General features: G+C 64.6%; 12 protein-coding genes. 5 read left to right on the top strand and 7 right to left on the bottom strand.

Annotated elements, in window-relative coordinates:
- Window positions 1-11: 11 nt before the first annotated feature.
- Both ACSQ22_RS04985 and pobA read right to left on the bottom strand, forming a co-directional pair.
- Window positions 12-2,639 (bottom strand): AAA family ATPase, encoded by a 2,628-nt coding sequence (locus ACSQ22_RS04985; protein ID WP_436129603.1) that lies wholly within the window; start codon window positions 2,637-2,639, stop codon window positions 12-14.
- Between the two features lie 878 nt (window positions 2,640-3,517).
- Window positions 3,518-4,690 carry a 4-hydroxybenzoate 3-monooxygenase gene (gene pobA / locus ACSQ22_RS04980; protein WP_436129602.1) on the bottom strand — a complete coding sequence of 391 codons (1,173 nt, stop codon included), beginning with the start codon at window positions 4,688-4,690 and terminating at the stop codon, window positions 3,518-3,520.
- Window positions 4,691-4,793: 103 nt separating this feature from the next.
- Between pobA and ACSQ22_RS04975 the strand changes: the two genes are divergently transcribed.
- From ACSQ22_RS04975 to ACSQ22_RS04965, 3 genes are all read left to right on the top strand, one after another.
- Window positions 4,794-5,687 carry a helix-turn-helix domain-containing protein gene (locus ACSQ22_RS04975; RefSeq protein WP_436129601.1) on the top strand — a complete coding sequence of 298 codons (894 nt, stop codon included), beginning with the start codon at window positions 4,794-4,796 and terminating at the stop codon, window positions 5,685-5,687.
- A 93-nt stretch (window positions 5,688-5,780) separates the two neighbouring features.
- Window positions 5,781-6,158: a VOC family protein gene (locus ACSQ22_RS04970; RefSeq protein WP_436129600.1), complete on the top strand. Its 378-nt coding sequence runs from the start codon at window positions 5,781-5,783 to the stop codon at window positions 6,156-6,158.
- A gap of 15 nt (window positions 6,159-6,173) precedes the next feature.
- Window positions 6,174-6,602, top strand: coding sequence for a VOC family protein (locus ACSQ22_RS04965; RefSeq protein ID WP_436129599.1), 429 nt, complete (start codon window positions 6,174-6,176; stop codon window positions 6,600-6,602).
- Window positions 6,603-6,610: 8 nt separating this feature from the next.
- Here ACSQ22_RS04965 and ACSQ22_RS04960 read toward each other — a convergent pair whose 3' ends face one another.
- Window positions 6,611-7,060, bottom strand: a complete 450-nt coding sequence (locus tag ACSQ22_RS04960; protein ID WP_015012065.1) for an Lrp/AsnC family transcriptional regulator — start codon at window positions 7,058-7,060, stop codon at window positions 6,611-6,613.
- 101 nt (window positions 7,061-7,161) lie between these two features.
- On the opposite strand from ACSQ22_RS04960, the gene ACSQ22_RS04955 reads away from it, so the two are divergent.
- Complete coding sequence (locus ACSQ22_RS04955) at window positions 7,162-7,782, top strand: LysE family translocator (protein WP_436129598.1); 621 nt, start codon at window positions 7,162-7,164, stop codon at window positions 7,780-7,782.
- A 102-nt stretch (window positions 7,783-7,884) separates the two neighbouring features.
- Window positions 7,885-8,427, top strand: a complete 543-nt coding sequence (locus tag ACSQ22_RS04950; protein WP_436129597.1) for an EVE domain-containing protein — start codon at window positions 7,885-7,887, stop codon at window positions 8,425-8,427.
- Window positions 8,428-8,936: 509 nt separating this feature from the next.
- On the opposite strand, the gene ACSQ22_RS04945 is transcribed toward ACSQ22_RS04950, so the two are convergent.
- From ACSQ22_RS04945 to ACSQ22_RS04930, 4 genes are all read right to left on the bottom strand, one after another.
- Window positions 8,937-12,692, bottom strand: a complete 3,756-nt coding sequence (locus ACSQ22_RS04945; RefSeq protein WP_436129596.1) for a molybdopterin cofactor-binding domain-containing protein — start codon at window positions 12,690-12,692, stop codon at window positions 8,937-8,939.
- On the bottom strand, window positions 12,689-13,195 hold the full coding sequence (locus ACSQ22_RS04940) for a (2Fe-2S)-binding protein (protein ID WP_436129595.1): 507 nt from the start codon (window positions 13,193-13,195) through the stop codon (window positions 12,689-12,691). The genes ACSQ22_RS04945 and ACSQ22_RS04940 overlap by 4 nt, the downstream gene beginning before the upstream one ends.
- Before the next feature lie 17 nt (window positions 13,196-13,212).
- The gene (locus ACSQ22_RS04935) at window positions 13,213-14,388 is read right to left on the bottom strand and encodes an ABC transporter substrate-binding protein (protein ID WP_436129594.1); all 1,176 of its coding nucleotides are present in this window, start codon (window positions 14,386-14,388) and stop codon (window positions 13,213-13,215) included.
- A gap of 131 nt (window positions 14,389-14,519) precedes the next feature.
- Entirely contained in the window at window positions 14,520-15,263 is a 744-nt protein-coding gene (locus tag ACSQ22_RS04930; protein WP_436129645.1) for an ABC transporter ATP-binding protein, read from the bottom strand.
- Between the last annotated feature and the right edge of the window lie 2 nt (window positions 15,264-15,265).

Here is a 15,265-nt window from a genome sequence, read left to right as displayed (position 1 = left end):
TACACGCTTGACTACGCCACCGCCCTTCTTGAGAACTCGTCCATCCACTCGGCCAGAGCCTTTACGTCAGTTTCTAAGACAGCGAAGTCAGGCACTTCGGCGGGCAACTCATCAGCTTGCGAATGCTCAAACGCGGAATAGCTTGTCATCAGGCCATCAATGAATTCGCAATCTTCCTTGCAAATCTTTGCTAGCGCGGTAACGCGCCCTTGGGTCTGAACGCTTCGTCTGAACCTGAGCAGAACCTCATTGAGAAGGACATACTCAACCGCCCTCTCGACCAGGATTCGGAAGTCGCTGCAGATGCCCTTTACCTGACTCTCGTACGCCTCGACCTCACCGGCATCGTGAATGACCTTCAGCTTGGGTAGCAACTCATCTCGGAGCCTGTTGACTGCCTTCTGCGGCTTTCCGTCCCGGATGCTGAATTGCGTGACCAAGCCAGTTTGCTTACCAAGTCGTCTGAGGGTGACCAAATTGCTATCGACAGGGGGGGGCAACTTTGCGCTCGCTGCAATGTCCTTCAGTTTCTTCACTGAATCTTCGATGAGGGTCACGAGCGACAAGCGATGGGTGAATACGATCACTTGGCGTTGCTTCGCCAACTCAACCAACCTAGCTACTACTCGTTCTTCAAAGTCTTGGTCTAAAGAGGAAATTGGATCGTCAAAGATAAACGGCGTTGATTGGGTCGCGCCCGTGATGTCTGCGATGAACGCTGCGAGAGCGACGATTCGCAGTTCCCCTTCGCTAAGAATCCGGTCTACAGCCGCTTGGCGTTTTGTCCCGTGCAGCGCCAAGGAGAAAGTTGTCTTACCTTTCCCTTGAGGCTTTCCCATCGGTTTGACGGATAGCCGATTTCCTCCAAGACGGTCGAGTTCTGCCTCAAAGCGTTCTTTGTAGCCAGCATCCAGTTCATCTCTCGCCAGCTCTGTATTCTTTCTAGACAGGGCAGTCGTACCTGCAAGAGCCAGTGCTTGGTCAAGGATGGAAATCTGCCGCAGTCGCTCAACCTCAGCAGCGATAGCCTCCTTCTGCTGGCTGAACCACTGCTGGGCCTTTAGATGGACAACTCGATTCTCCATCTCCTTCCGCTTCCCATCCAACTGCAATGCCCTAAGCCCCTGCTCCTCGATATTGAGCGCCTGAATCTTTGCCGTTAGCGCTTCATCCACGGGTTTCCAACTAACCGCCGGAATTTTCTCGACTTCTGTTTCTTCCCTGGCACATCTATGCAGTTGATCGAGCGATGCATACATCCCATCAGCTTCGCTGAGCTCCATCTTCAAGATGGCAGTCTGAACCATCCATTCCTCCTGCGTAGGAATCCTAGGCAGCCTCGCAAGTAAGGCAACCACCTGCTCCTCCGCCTTTCCTGCATCTACCTCGAGACCCCCGCGAACATAGGCTTCGAAGTGACTTATCCGTTGCCTTCCCTCTTGCCCCAATTCCTGGTGACAAAGGACACAACGAGCATCTCCGTCGATGACCGGGAAGTCCCTGCCCCTGTAGGCATGGGCTTCCGAGAATTGCCTAGCCTTTGCCCACAGATGCATCCATGCTTCTTGCCCGACTCCTTCGAGAGGTGCGTTACCGAATGCCGCCTTGGCCCCCTCGCCGGCCGCTCTTCGCGTTGTCACTGCAATATAACGAGCGGCGACCAAACCCCGCACCGCGGCTTCGGACAACCCAAGCTTGAGAGCACCGGCCCATCGACCAAACGCCACAAAATCGGATCGCGCTCGAACGATTGCTTCAAGACGCTTGCCAATATCCTGCTGAGCAAGAAATCCTTCAGTTTGCACACGCTCTGCATCAAGCTCTGCCGAGTAAAAACAGTGCTCAGCAATTGCCGATGCCTGCGTCGTTCCGGTAAGCCGTTTCAGCCAATTTGCTGTATTGGTTTGCGAGAACTCAACGGGGACAGCGGGCATCTTGGACACCAACACAGCCTTTCTCGCACTCAGCGTCCCCGCCACTGCATCAGACAACCGAATCAAAGACGAGACAAATCGCATGCGACTGGGCTCGTAGGCTGCTTCGTTGTCCTTCGCCATATACATGGAGGCGGTCTTGGAGTCGAAAACATGAATATGGCGCAAAGCCTGGAGCGTATTGCCTCCCGAGTTCCACTCCAAAGTCTTCGCCTCAACGCCGACAGTGATGTGGATTTTTGCAGAGCTAGGGTGAACAGCTTCTGCGTATACGTTGCCGTATATGCCGTCCTTAGCGCGCGAGCCGCACGCCTCCTTGAGAATTCGCGTGAACCCGGTCTTGCCTGCACCGTTTGGTCCGTAAACAATGGTGAGGTTTCCGAGTCCGAAAGGCAGCCTCGCATCATCCTTTATCGCATTGACGCCACGGATGTCGGACAGCTCTCTGAGCTTTAACTCTGGTTGTTGCGCTGCATTCTCGAGCTGGCCAGGATGAACCACCTCAAATACAGCATGCTTGTCTGCAGAAGCTTCTGCAATGCAGAGTTCCGCTAGGTCTTGAATCTCGCGCTCGTCCGGCATCTTCCGACTACCAATCATGCGACTGGCCGCAGTCTGTAGCCACTTTGGACGGCCGCTTAACCAAACTTCAAACGCGCCCGGCTTAACGTCATGCGCGGTTTGCGCTAGGAACTCTTTATTCACTACTCTCCCCCGTCCATACTCCCGTTGGTCTTATGCCAAGCTAACGCATTTTCCCCAACCAAGCTACAAAATTTGCGCCACGCTTTCAAGGAAGCCGATTGCTGGGCCCTCCGCACTCACTGTCGCATCCCAGCCGACTAGGCAACGGGCGCCGTGCTACATGGTGTAGGGCCAGCAATAGCGACTGGAGATGCCTGGACTGCTCGCATGCTCTATGCACTAAAGATTCGGGTGCGTGAAACAGGCTTGCGACGCAGCCTATGCAAGCGTTCAAGTTTCGGAGTATTGGTCGAGACCCGTGGCATCGCCTTTTTGGTGGAGGGTGGCCATGGCGTGACGCAGGTTGGTACAAGTCTGATACCCCGCAGACCATCGTAGGGAATCAGCCGCCTACTCCGACGCGCCCGGCTTGCATTCAATCGGCATTTGCGACCTGCTGGCTTCGTTCTTCGCCTTCTTCCCCTGGTCGTAATGCCACTTGATGGCAAAGAACATACCGGTGCCGAAAACGGTCAACTTGAAGGCAATGAAGACTATCGGGACCCAATCCATCTTTGAGATTTTCCTGGCTGTTGATTGGCACTGTCGGGTGTGAAGTGCACTGCCTCAAAACGCTGCGTCAGCAGCTTCATCGTGTTCCAGCCATCGTCGAACCGCACATCGACACCGTTGGGAAAATGATCTGAAAACTTGGTGCGATGCTATCGGGCCTGCTGTGCGGGCGTAAGCATCAGTTCTGCCTAAATTTTGCGTAGCAGATGGAGACCGCTGCCCAACGCGACTGCCTGCACTGAACGCCGATCTGGGCGCAAAAAAAGGCTTGCAGGGAGACACCCCATGCAAGCCTTTGACTGGGTAGCAGTGCTACCGCAGGGGGCTCAAAACGGCAACCCCACGTAGTTCTCCGCCAGCGACCCCAGCGCCTTCTCCGACGAGAACAGATACGCCAGGTCCGTGTCCTGCAGCTTCTGGTCGTACGCGATGGAATCCGGGAAGGTGTGCAGCATGGTCGTCATCCACCACGAGAAGCGCTGGGCCTTCCATACGCGGGCCAGGGCCTTTTCGGAGTATTTGTCGAGGCCGGTGCTGTCGCCATTTTGGTAGTGCGCGACCATGGCGTGGTACAGGTAGTAGATGTCGGATGCCGCGCTGTTCAGGCCCCGTGCGCCGGTGGGCGGCACGATGTGGGCCGCGTCGCCGGCCAGGAACAGGTTGCCGTAGCGCATCGGCTCGGCCACGAAGGAGCGCAGGGGGGCGATGGACTTTTCGATGGAGGCACCCGTAATCAGCTTGTCGGACACCTCGGCGGGCAGGCGGCGCTTGAGTTCAGCCCAGAAGGCTTCGTCGGACCAGTCTTCCACCGTGTCGGTCAGCGGCACCTGGATGTAGTAGCGGCTCAGCACTTGCGAGCGCAGCGAGCACAGCGCAAAGCCGCGTTCGTGCTTGGCGTAGATCAGCTCGGGCGAGACAGGCTTGGTGCGCGAGAGCACGCCCAGCCAGCCGAAGGGGTAGACCTTTTCATACTCCTTGAGCACATCGCGCGGAATGGACTTGCGGCTCACGCCGTGGAAGCCGTCGGCGCCGATGACGAAGTCGCAGTCGATGCGCACCACTTCGTCGCCACTGCGGTAGGTCACATACGGGTTGGCGCTTTTGAGGTCGTGCGGCTGCACGTCTTCGGCGTTGTGGATGACGACGCCCTTCATGCGGTCGCGCGCTTCGTACAGGTCGCGCGTCAGCTCGGTCTGGCCGTACACCACTACGGAGCTGCCGCCGCTGTACTTGTGCAAATCGACCCGGTCCATCTTGCCGTCGTGGGCAATGATGAAGCCGTCGTGGATCTCGCCTTCCTTGTCCATGCGCTCGCCGCACTGGGCCTCGCGCATCAGTGCGGCAAAGCCGTGCTCCAGCACGCCGGCGCGGATGCGGCCCAGCACGTATTCGCGGCTTTGGCGCTCCAGCACGATGGTGTCGATGCCCTTGAGGTGCAAGAGCTGCGAGAGCATGAGGCCCGAGGGGCCTCCGCCGATGATGCAAACCTGGGTTTTCATGGTGTCTCCTGGTGTGGTTGGTGCGTTCATGACATGGGTCAAACGGACCCCCCAAAGATACGTGGCACAGTCGCCGCGTTGAATGGACGGATGGAGCCAGAACATGCACTTTTCGAACATGGCCGAGAACCACAGCAGCATCCAGTCGTACAGCCTGTTCGGCGAGTCGCAGCACCTGCCCGATGTGCTGCACTGCGAAACGATTGCCGCGCGATCGGTGCTGCACGACTGGGAGCTGGCCCCGCACCGGCACACGCGGCTGCACCAGGTGCTGCTGATCGAATCGGGCGGCGGCGTGGCGCACCTGGATGGCGAGCAGCACGCGCTGGCCGCCGGTGCGCTCATCAACGTGCCGCCGGGCCATGTGCATGCGTTTCGGTTCACACAGCACACACAGGGCTGGGTGGCCACGCTGGCCGATGAATTGATGGACGAGATTTTTGTGCGCGTGGGCGATGTGCGGCGCGACCTGGCGCGGCCCGCGGTGGTCACCGCCAGCCCGCCCATCAGCCAGGCCATGGGGCAGATCTGGCAGGAGTTCTCGGGCCGGGCCAAGGCACGCGCGCTGGTGCTGCGGGGGCTGAGCGCCACGCTGCTGGGCTGGGTGGCACGGGCCATTGAAGACCACAGCCCGGGCGACACCGCTGTACCAGAGTCCAGCCTGGTGCAGCGGCTGGAGGCGCTGATTGAGGCGCATTTTCTGGAGCACTGGCAGGTGGCGGACTATGCGCGGGCGCTGGCCGTGTCACCCACGCACCTCAGCCGCGTGTCGCGGGCCACCACGGGCGTATCGGCCCAGCGGCTGATTGAAGCGCGCCTGATGCGCGAGGCGCGGCGCAACCTGGCCTACACCCACCTGGGCGTGGCCACCATTGCCTACACGCTGGGCTATGCCGACCCGGCGTACTTCACCCGCGCCTTCACGCGCGATGCAGGCTTGTCGCCGCGCAGCTTTCGCGCACAGGTTGCAGCATCGAGCCCGGGCCGCAGCACGTGAGCCCGGTGACACGCTGCTGACACTGCGCTGTCAGCAGGCCGCCGCGACCATCAAGGCTTCTTTTTTGAATTTGCACACACAAGGAGCCTTTGCATGAAAAACGCCATCGCCTGGTTTGAAATCCCCACCACCCAACTCGACCGCGCCCAGACTTTCTATGAAACCGTGCTGGGCCAGCCCCTGCGCCGCGAGAACATGGGGCCCAGCGAAGGTGCTGTGTTTCCCTACGACGGCGCAGCAGACGGCGTGGGCGGCGCGCTGATGATGGGCCCGACGGCACCGCAGGTATCAGGCAGCGGCACACTGGTGTACCTGGATGCTTCGCCCTCGCTCGACGCCGCGCTGGAGCGCGCCGTAGCCCAGGGCGGCCAGGTCGCCCTGCCCCGCCAGGCATTGCCACCGGGCATGGGGTTCTTTGCGCACATCCATGACCTGGATGGCAACCGCGTGGGTTTGCACGCACTTTCTTGAAGAAGGGACAACCGCATGGAAACACAGGAACTGCACCGAGGCCGGCTGATTGACCACATCCAGCTCGTTGTGCGCGATCTGGCGGCCAGCCAGGCGTTTTACACAGCCGCGCTGGGGGCGCTGAAGGTGCCGATGGGTGGCGCGGACGAGGGCTATTTCTGGGCGGACGAGCTGTTTGTGTCGTCCGCCGACAGCCCTGCCGCGCAAGGCCACCTCACCGGCCGCACGCACCTGGCCTTTCAGGCGCAGGACCGGGCGATGGTGGATGCGTTCTACCGTGCCGCGCTGGCCCACGGCGGCACCGACAACGGCGCACCGGGCGAACGCCCCTACCACCCCGGCTACTACGCCGCGTTTGTGCTGGACCCGGATGGGAACAACATCGAGGCGGTGTTCCATGGCGACGCGCAGCGCAGTGCGGCGTCGGTGAAGATCACGTTCTGAGGGGTGGGTCAGCCCGCCTCCGGGCGGGCCAGGCCGCGCAGCGGGATGGGCGTGGAGAACACGATGGATGTGCGCGTTTCACCATAGCCGTTGATATCGCCCAGAAAGCGCTCCAGATCGGGCAGGTCGCGCGCCACGACCTGCATCACATACGAGTCGTTGCCGCTGACGTGGTGGCATTCGAGCACCTGGGGCGACTGGCGCAGCTTGTCGATCAGCGCCTTCTTGCCGGGCTGCGGCACGTTGATGCCCACCACGGCTCGTACGCCGTAGCCGACCTTGGCGGGGTCGATGTCGGCATGCACGCCGCGCACCACGCCCGCCTCTTGCAGGCGGCGCAGGCGCTCGAGCGTGGCGGGCACCGACAGGCCCACGGCCTCGGCCAGTTCCTTGAGCGAGGCGCGGCCATCGGCCTGCAGCGCGCTGATCAAGCGCCAGGCTTTGTCATCGACTTCCATAAAAGCCTTTATCGGTTGGCACAGAAAAAAACGAAACCAAATTCTGGATTCGCCGAATTTTCTGCATTCTCCACCGCCAGCCGCCGCCCTAGCATTGGTGCATGGACTTGACCTCAATCACCGTGTTTCTGCAAGCCGCCGTCATCGGCGTGCTCATCGCGGCCCCCGTGGGCCCCATTGGCCTGTTGACCATGCAACGCACCCTGGAGCGGGGCCTGGCAGCCGGGCTGGCCACCGGCCTCGGCGCCGCTGCGGCCGATGCGGTGTATGGCGCCGTGGGCGCCTTCAGCGTGCGCTGGCTCATCGATGGGCTGACGCAGGCCAAGACGCCGCTGGCGCTGGGGGGCGGCGCACTGCTGCTGGTGCTGGCCTGGCGCACCTGGCACGCGCCCGTGGCCCACACCGCCGCCCCGGCGCGCGATGCACGGGGCCTGCTGGGCCTGGCGGCCGGCACGTTTGCGCTGACGCTGGCCAACCCGGCCACCATCGTGTCGTTCATTGCGGTGTTTGGCTCGCTGGGTGGCGGCCGCCCCAGCCTGCCGTCGCCACTGTGGATGGTGGCGGGCGTGCTGGTGGGCTCTGCCGCTTGGTGGCTGCTGCTGACCGGCGCGATCGCCTACCAACGGCAGCGCTTTACGCCGGCGTGGCGCCAGCGCATCAACCGAGTGTCGGCCCTGCTGCTGGGCGGGTTTGCACTGTGGCAGTGGGGGCAGTTGGTCTGAGGGGTCGTGCGGTGCTGACAGGGATGCTGCAAAGGTACTGACACTGCGGTGTCAGCAGCACGCCCGCACCATCGGTGGCTTCTTTGACCCGGAGCTTTTCTCATGACCGACGCCGTGCTGCAACACCCCCTTTGGCCGGATGCCGCGCCTGAGCGCAACGACATGCCCCTGTCGGCAGCTACCTCTGCGGCCACCGCGCGCCGCAACTGGATCGCCGTGGCCTGCGCCCAGCACGCCCGCCGGGGCTGCGCCACGCCTGGCGCGGGCTACATGCAGGTGTGCCATGGCAAGGTTGCGCCGCTGCAGCGCATACGGCCCGGCGACCGCGTGGCGTACTACGCGCCCACCATCACGATGGGTGGCAAGGACCGGCTGCAGGCGTTTGTCTCCATCGGCATCGTGTTGCCGGGCGCGCCGTATGCGTTTGACATGGGTGGCGGGTTTGTGCCGTCGCGGCGGGACGTGGCCTATGTGCCTGCGCGTGAGGCGGCGATTGCGCCGCTGCTGGACGCGCTGGAGTTTGTGGACGACCGCCAGCGCTGGGGCAGCAAGTTCCGCTTTGGGTTGTTTGCCGTGAGCGACCGCGACATGCGCCTCATTGCACAAGCGATGGAGGCAGATGCTGCCTTGCTGCATTGGGCATAGCGGCACGCCAACGGACGGCAAACACTGACCGCCCTCCCGAAGGTGCGACGTGGGGCTGGCAGCTGCCGACGCAGCCCCTCAACACACGGCCATCAACGCATCCACAACCCTTCGTTGGGCCGCGCTCAGTGCGGCATAGCCTTCGCGCATCATGCGCAGCACGATCACGTGGATTTCCATTTCGGCATTGGGCATGGTGTTCTCCTTGGAGGAAGTCTTCTTCGGCCACCGAGCAGGCGGGCCGAGGGATCACGGTGCATGTTGCAGGCCCGCAGACCCACCAGCACCCTGGCCTGCCCCACCATGGACCAGGCCCCATGCCACTGTGCCAACGTGGCACGGGGGCAATGCGGTGATGTGAGGGGAAATGGCGGCGCTGTTTATGTCCCACGGGGCCATCGATGGCCCACAGGCGCGGCAGTGCCAGGCTGCCTTCAGCTTCAATCACTCCTGTTTTTATAGCTATCAGCGCTTATTCATCAAGCGCTAGCGGCCAAAAACACTAAAAATCAAGGATGCGCAGGCCCTGCCCGCACGCGCGCCAGCGCCTCGGGCACATCGCGCCACGCCGGGCGTCCGGGGGCGTAGCGCTGGCGCATGTAGCCCGCCAGCTCGGTGATCTGCGCGTCGCTGAGCGCGTGGCCGAAGCCGGGCATGAAGCCGATGTCGCGCGCGGCGGGCTCGCGGATGCCGTGCACGATGACCTGCAGCAGGTTGTCGGGCCGGTCGCTGTGCAGGTTGCTGTTGAGCGCCAGGGGCACGTTCACGCCCAGCAGGCGCGGGCCGTCGCCGTCGTGGTGGCAGGCGGCGCAGGCACCGTCGAACAAACGCTGGGCCTGGCCGGGTTGCGGGGCCAGCGCGGCCGCCTGGGCCACGGCGGTTTGGGCGCGCTGCTGCGGGTCAGACACAGGCAGGGTGGCTGGCTGGGTAGCCGCCTCGGTAGCGGTGAACGAGGCCAGGTAGCCCGCCATGGCGCGGATGTCGTCGTCTGGCAAGTGGGCCAGCTCGCGCACCACGGGTGCCATGGGGCCGGAGGCGCTGCCGTGCTGGGGGCTGTGGCCGTGGCGCAGGTAGCCGTACAGCGCATCGGCCGTCCAGGGCACGGGCGCCTTCGACAGGCCGGTGAGCGCAGGCGCCTCCCAGCCATCAACCATGGCGCCCGAGAGGAACGCAGCCCCGCCCAGCTCGGCCCCCAGCGCATTGCGCGGCGTGTGGCAGGCGCCGCAGTGGCCCACGCCCTGCACCAGGTAGGCGCCCCGATTCCATTCGGGCGGTCGGGTCGGGTCGGGCTTGAAAGGCGCGGCGTCGTGGAACAGCGCGTTCCAGCCCGCCATGAGGGGGCGTACGCTGAACGGGAAGGTCAACTCGGTCTTGGGCACCTCGGCCCGCACGGCGGGCTGCGCCATGAGGTAGGCGTACAGCGCGGTTAGGTCGTCGTCGCTCATCTTGGCGAACGAGGTGTAGGGGAACGCGGGGTACAGGTGCCTGCCGTCGCGCGAGATGCCTTCGCGCATGGCGCGCTGGAAGGCGCTGAAGGACCACTGGCCGATGCCGGTCTCGGCGTCGGGCGTGAGGTTGGTGGTGTAGACCTTGCCGAACGGGGTGTCCATGGCGCGGCCCCCCGTGTTGGGCGTGCCGCCGGGGGCGGTGTGGCATACCACGCAGTCGCCTGCAGCGGCCAGCAGGCGGCCGCGCTCGGTGGTGGCGGCGTTGTAGACCGACGCGCCCGCCGTCTGCACCACGGGCGCGATGGAGGGGCGCCAGCCCAGCAGCGCCGCGCCCACGGCGATGCCACCAGCGGCCAGGGCCAAGGCGCGGGCCCAGGGGCTGCGCTTGGCGGGCCATGTGGCGCTTGCGGGCACGGTGGGTGCGGGCAGTTCCAGCGTGGGCAATACCTCGGCCTGCTCAGTGGGTGGGGTGCTGCCTGCAGCCGCCTCGCCTGCGCCGCCGGGCAAGGGGTTGAGCCCGGCGCGCACCACCTCCGGTGTGAAGGGCGGTGCGCGGAAGCGTACGCCCGTCGCATCAAAGATCGCATTGGCAATCGCCGCCGTGCCCGGCACGGACGACGACTCGCCCGAGCCCAGCGGCGCCTCGTCCTGCCGGGGCATGTGCATGACCTCGATGACCGGCACCTCGCGGAAGCTCAGGATGGGGTAGCTGCCCCATTCACGGTTGTCCACGGCCTGCTTGACGGGCTCGAACGTCACCTGCTCCTTGAGTGCGCGGCTGGTGGTCTGCAGCACGTTGCCATGCACCTGCTGCTCCACACCGGCGGGGTTCACCATCAGGCCCGCGTCGTGCCCCACCACCACGCGGCGCACATGCACCTCGCCGGTCTTTTTGTTGACCTCCACATCGGCCACCCAGGCCGCCCAGGCAGCGCCAAAGCCGGGCCATTTGCTGTGGATGTAGCGGGCATAGGCAAAGCCTTGGCCCTGCACCCAATCACCCTCCAGCGGGCGCTGCTGCGGGCCGGTGCGGCGAATCCAGCCCGCCTTTTCGGCCGTGGCCTGCACCAGCTCGGCAGCGCGCGGGTCGTTCAGCAGTTGCAGACGAAACTGCACCGGGTCCACACCCGCCACCGTGGCTAGTTCGTCCACATACGACTCGTGCGCAAACGAATTGGGCAGGGCCGACACACCGCGCAACCACGAGGCACGCACGATGGGCGCCATGTCGTTGACGGCCACGCGCAGGTTGTCGTACTGGTACGGCGGGCGCGCGGTGCGGTCGCCCATCTCGTAGGCCTGGGCCACGGGCTCGATGGTGCGGGTGAGCAGCAGGGCCAGCGTGGGCGCGCCGTTGGAGGGGTAGGACGTTTCAAAGTCATACGCTGCCACGGTGCCATCGGCCTTGAGCCCGCCGCGCACCTGCATGAGCTGCGCCGTGCCTTTGGGCTCCCACAAATGCTCCTGCTCGCGCGTGAGCTGCACGCGCACCGGGGCGCCCACGGCGCGCGAGAGCAGCGCGGCATCGGCCGCTACATCGTCGGCACCGTTGCGGCCATAGCAGCCTGCGGCCTCCATGCGGATGAGGTCGATGTCCACATCTGCCAGGCCCATCAGGCGGGCCAGGTCGGCGCGCAGCACATGGGGGTTTTGCGTACCAGCCCACACCGCCATGCGCGGGCGGCCCGTGCTGTCATCACTGCGCCATTCGGCCACCGCGCACGATGGGCCGATGGAGCCGTGCATCTGGTACGGCCACACATAGGTGCGTGGCATGGGCTGGCCGTTGGCAGACAGCGCGGCCAGGGCGCCCTCGACATCGCCTTCGTCCACCAGACGGCGCTGGGTGGCGGGGTTGGCGCGGATGGCTTGTTCCAGCGCCTCGGCGCCGTCCTGGCGCGGGAAGCCGGGCCAGTCCTTCCAGCGCACCTTCAAATCGCGCAGGGCCTGCTCAGCCTGCTCCTCGCGCTCGGCGACGATGCCCACAAAGTCACGGATCACCACCACGGCGCGGATGCCGGGGATGTGGGCGATGGACTGCTGGTCCACCGATTCGAGCGTGTTGCCGATGAAGTCGCCATGGTCCGCCCCCGCATACGGCGGGCGCACCACGCGGCCGTGCAGCATGCCGGGCACGCGCATGTCGTGCACAAACACCAGCTCGCCACTGACCTTGGCGGGGATGTCCACGCGCGGCACGGAGTGGCCGACCACGGTGTAGTCAGCAGTGGCCTTGGTGGGCGTGGCGTCCACCAGCTCCAACGTGGTGTGCGCGCCCGCCAGCAGCGCGCCGTAGACCAGCTGGCGCGCCGGGTCTGCAGTGACCTGCACCACACCCGCGCGCACCTGCAGGGCTTCCACCTGCACGCCCAGCCGCTCTGCGGCCTGCGCCACCAGCCAGTGGCGCGCCTGCGCGGCAGCCGTGCGCAGGGGTTTGGCGTGGATCTGGATGGATGCACTCGCGATGGTGGCGCCCTGGTTGGGCGCGCGTGTGGTGTCGCCCAGCACCATGTTCACCTGGGCCAGCGGCACGTCGAGTTCTTCGGCCACGATCTGCGCGAGTGCGGTGCGGATGCCGGTGCCCAGGTCCACATGGCCGTTGAGTGCTGTCACGCTGCTGTCGTCCCACACGGCGATCAGTATCTCCACGCCCTCGGCCGGGTTGCCCGCCACGAGCGCGGGCTGGCCCTTGACGGGCGGCGGTGCGGGCGGCGGGTTGCGCACCACCAGCAGCACGCCCTGGGCGGCATGGAAGTCGGCGCGGGTGAGAGGGCTGTGGGCGCGCAGGGGCGCGGCGTTGTCAGGTGTGGCGCTCATGCCTGGGCCTCGCGCATCAACTGGGCCGCGCGCAGCACGGCGCGGATGATTTCGACATGCGTGCCGCAGCGGCACAGGTTGCCCGACAGCTCGCGGCGCACGGCGGCTTCGTCTGGGTCTGGATTGCGCTCCAGCAAGGCCACGGCCATCATCACCATGCCGCTCAGGCAATAGCCGCACTGCGCGGCCTGTTCATCCACAAAGGCCTGCTGCACCGGGTGAAGACCTTCGGTGCGGCTGCAGCGGCCGGGCAGGCCTTCCAGCGTGGTCACCTCGCGGCCTGCCACGCCATGCGCCGGGATCACGCAGGCCCGCGCGGCAATCCCATCCACCAGCACCGTGCACGCCCCGCACTGCCCCAGGCCACAGCCGTATTTGGGGCCGTTGAGCGACAGGTCGTTGCGCAGCACGTGCAGCAGCGTGGCATGGGTGGAGGTACTTGCTGGCAAGGCACAAGGCTGGCCGTTGACGACCATGGTGTGAAGCGAAGCGGGCGCGTGCATGTCTCTTTGGGGTGCCCTCAGCGCCGCAGACTGCCGGTGCGCGTGTACATCTCCAGATCCACAAAGTTGGAGCCATTGTGGTTGCCCGGGCCGTACTGCAGCGGAAAGTCACCGATCTTGGTGGTGCCCATGTCTTCCATGGCCTTGATGAAGCCTTCGCGCGTGAGCGCTTTGCCCGCGCGCTTGAGACCCTCCACAAACACGCGGGCGGCAATGTAGCCCTCCAGCATTGTGTAGCTGTCGATCTTCTCGCCCGCGTCGACGCGGTCCTTGCGGTAGTCCGCCACGATGGGCAGGCGGCTGGCCTGCGGCGAGGGCACGATGCTGGCCGTGACCAGCCCTTCGATGCCGCCGTTCAAGCGCTGCGCGGAGCCCGGCGCATCGGTGATGCCCACCGATATCGTGTACAGCGGCGAGGCGCCGCCCCCGGCACGGTAGTCGCGCAGGAACACCTCCACCATCTTGCCCGCCATGATCATCACCACCGCACCAGGCTGCGCCTTGGTGAGCGAGGCTACCTGGGCCTTGGCGTCGGTGGCCGCGATCTCCATGGGCACGGACTCCACCACCTTGACCTTGAGCCCCTGTGCAATCTGCAGGCAGGTGTCGAGGTTGGATTTGCCAAATGCGCTGTTCTGGTAGATGACCGCAATGTTGTGGATGCCCAGCGTGGCCAGGTGCCCCACGATCTTGCGAAGTTCGGCCTCGTAGCTGGCGCGCACGTGGAACAGGTAGCGGTTGTGGTTGGTGCGAAACGATGTGGTGCCGACCAGCGGCGCAAACATGGGCACACCGGCCTTCTCGGCAATGGGCATGGCAGCAATCAGGTTGCCCGTGGCGACATAGCCGATGAGAGCAAACACCTTGTCTTCGTCGATGAGGCGCGTGGTGTTTTCTGCGGTCTTCTTGGGGTCGTACGCGTCGTCATGGGAGACAAGCTCCAGCGTGCGCCCCAACACTCCACCGGTCTTGTTGACCTTGTCGAAGTAGAGCGCAATGCCCGCCTTGTAATCCACCCCAAAATCCTTGGCAGGGCCGGTGAACACGGCCGACTGCCCCACCTTGATGCGGGTGTCCGTCACTCCGGTCTCGGCAGCGGCCGGCCCCGCCCAGGCCCATCCCGCTGTTGCCGCCAGCCCCGCCATGGCAGTCCGGCGGTCGATGCATCCATCCTCCACTCCTCGACACTTCATGTAGTGCTCCTTACATCAAAGGCGCCAGTTTCGGGGCTTGTGCTCGCATCGCGCAAGTGTTTGAAGAGGTGTTTTTTGTAACCAACAGCACCCGTGTGCAGCGCACCACATCGCACGGCTGCGCAGGTGCATCACACGCTCAGGTAAGCGCGCCGCACCTCTTCGTTGGCGGCCAGCTCTTCCATGCTGGCCTGGTAGCGGATCTGGCCCTTTTCGAGCACATAGGCACGGTCGGACACCAGCTCGGCAAAGTGCATGTTCTGCTCGGACAGCAGAATGCTCACGCCCTGCTCCTTCAGCTCCAGGATCATGTGCGCCATCTGCTCCACGATGACGGGGGCCACGCCTTCGGAGGGCTCATCCAGCAGCACCAGATAAGGGTTGCCCATGAGCGTGCGCGCCACGGTGAGCATCTGCTGCTCGCCACCACTCATGCGGCCGCCGGGGCGCTGGGGCATCTCGCCCAGGTTGGGGAAGAGCTTGAACAGGCGCTCGGGCGTCCACACCGGGGCGGCCGTGCCGTCGGGCCAGGTGCGGGCGGGTTGGCGGCCTACCGCCAGGTTCTCCATCACTGTGAGGTCGGTGAACACGCGGCGGTCTTCGGGCACAAAGCCCAGGCCCAGGCGCGCGGCATCGTGCGGGTCGCTTTTGGAGATGTCCTTGCCCATGAACTGGATCTGGCCCTTGCGTTTGGCCAGCATGCCCATCAGCGTCTTGAGCGTGGTGGACTTGCCTGCGCCGTTGCGGCCCATCAGGGCCACGACTTCGCCCCGGCGCACGTCCAGGTCCACGTCATACAGGATTTGCGCCGCGCCATACCAGGCCTGCAGCCCTTTGGCCTGCAGCAGCAGCTCTTTGGGTTCGTTGGTCGTCATGC

Origin of the sequence: Acidovorax sp. LjRoot38 (assembly GCF_964252975.1) — a bacterium.
Classification (GTDB): domain Bacteria; phylum Pseudomonadota; class Gammaproteobacteria; order Burkholderiales; family Burkholderiaceae_C; genus Acidovorax; species Acidovorax facilis.
Note: the sequence above shows the minus strand (reverse complement) of the source record. Positions and strands in the feature narration are given on the sequence as shown.

Excerpts from the sequence above, each read along its gene's own strand:
- ACSQ22_RS04945 (WP_436129596.1), bottom strand. The coding sequence starts at position 12,692 with ATGAGCGCCACACCTGACAACGCCGCGCCCCTGCGCGCCCACAGCCCT.
- ACSQ22_RS04940 (WP_436129595.1), bottom strand. The coding sequence starts at position 13,195 with ATGCACGCGCCCGCTTCGCTTCACACCATGGTCGTCAACGGCCAGCCT.
- ACSQ22_RS04930 (WP_436129645.1), bottom strand. The coding sequence starts at position 15,263 with ATGACGACCAACGAACCCAAAGAGCTGCTGCTGCAGGCCAAAGGGCTG.
- ACSQ22_RS04960 (WP_015012065.1), bottom strand. The coding sequence starts at position 7,060 with ATGGAAGTCGATGACAAAGCCTGGCGCTTGATCAGCGCGCTGCAGGCC.
- ACSQ22_RS04970 (WP_436129600.1), top strand. The coding sequence starts at position 5,781 with ATGAAAAACGCCATCGCCTGGTTTGAAATCCCCACCACCCAACTCGAC.
- ACSQ22_RS04955 (WP_436129598.1), top strand. The coding sequence starts at position 7,162 with ATGGACTTGACCTCAATCACCGTGTTTCTGCAAGCCGCCGTCATCGGC.
- ACSQ22_RS04950 (WP_436129597.1), top strand. The coding sequence starts at position 7,885 with ATGACCGACGCCGTGCTGCAACACCCCCTTTGGCCGGATGCCGCGCCT.
- pobA (WP_436129602.1), bottom strand. The coding sequence starts at position 4,690 with ATGAAAACCCAGGTTTGCATCATCGGCGGAGGCCCCTCGGGCCTCATG.
- ACSQ22_RS04975 (WP_436129601.1), top strand. The coding sequence starts at position 4,794 with ATGCACTTTTCGAACATGGCCGAGAACCACAGCAGCATCCAGTCGTAC.
- ACSQ22_RS04965 (WP_436129599.1), top strand. The coding sequence starts at position 6,174 with ATGGAAACACAGGAACTGCACCGAGGCCGGCTGATTGACCACATCCAG.
- ACSQ22_RS04935 (WP_436129594.1), bottom strand. The coding sequence starts at position 14,388 with ATGAAGTGTCGAGGAGTGGAGGATGGATGCATCGACCGCCGGACTGCC.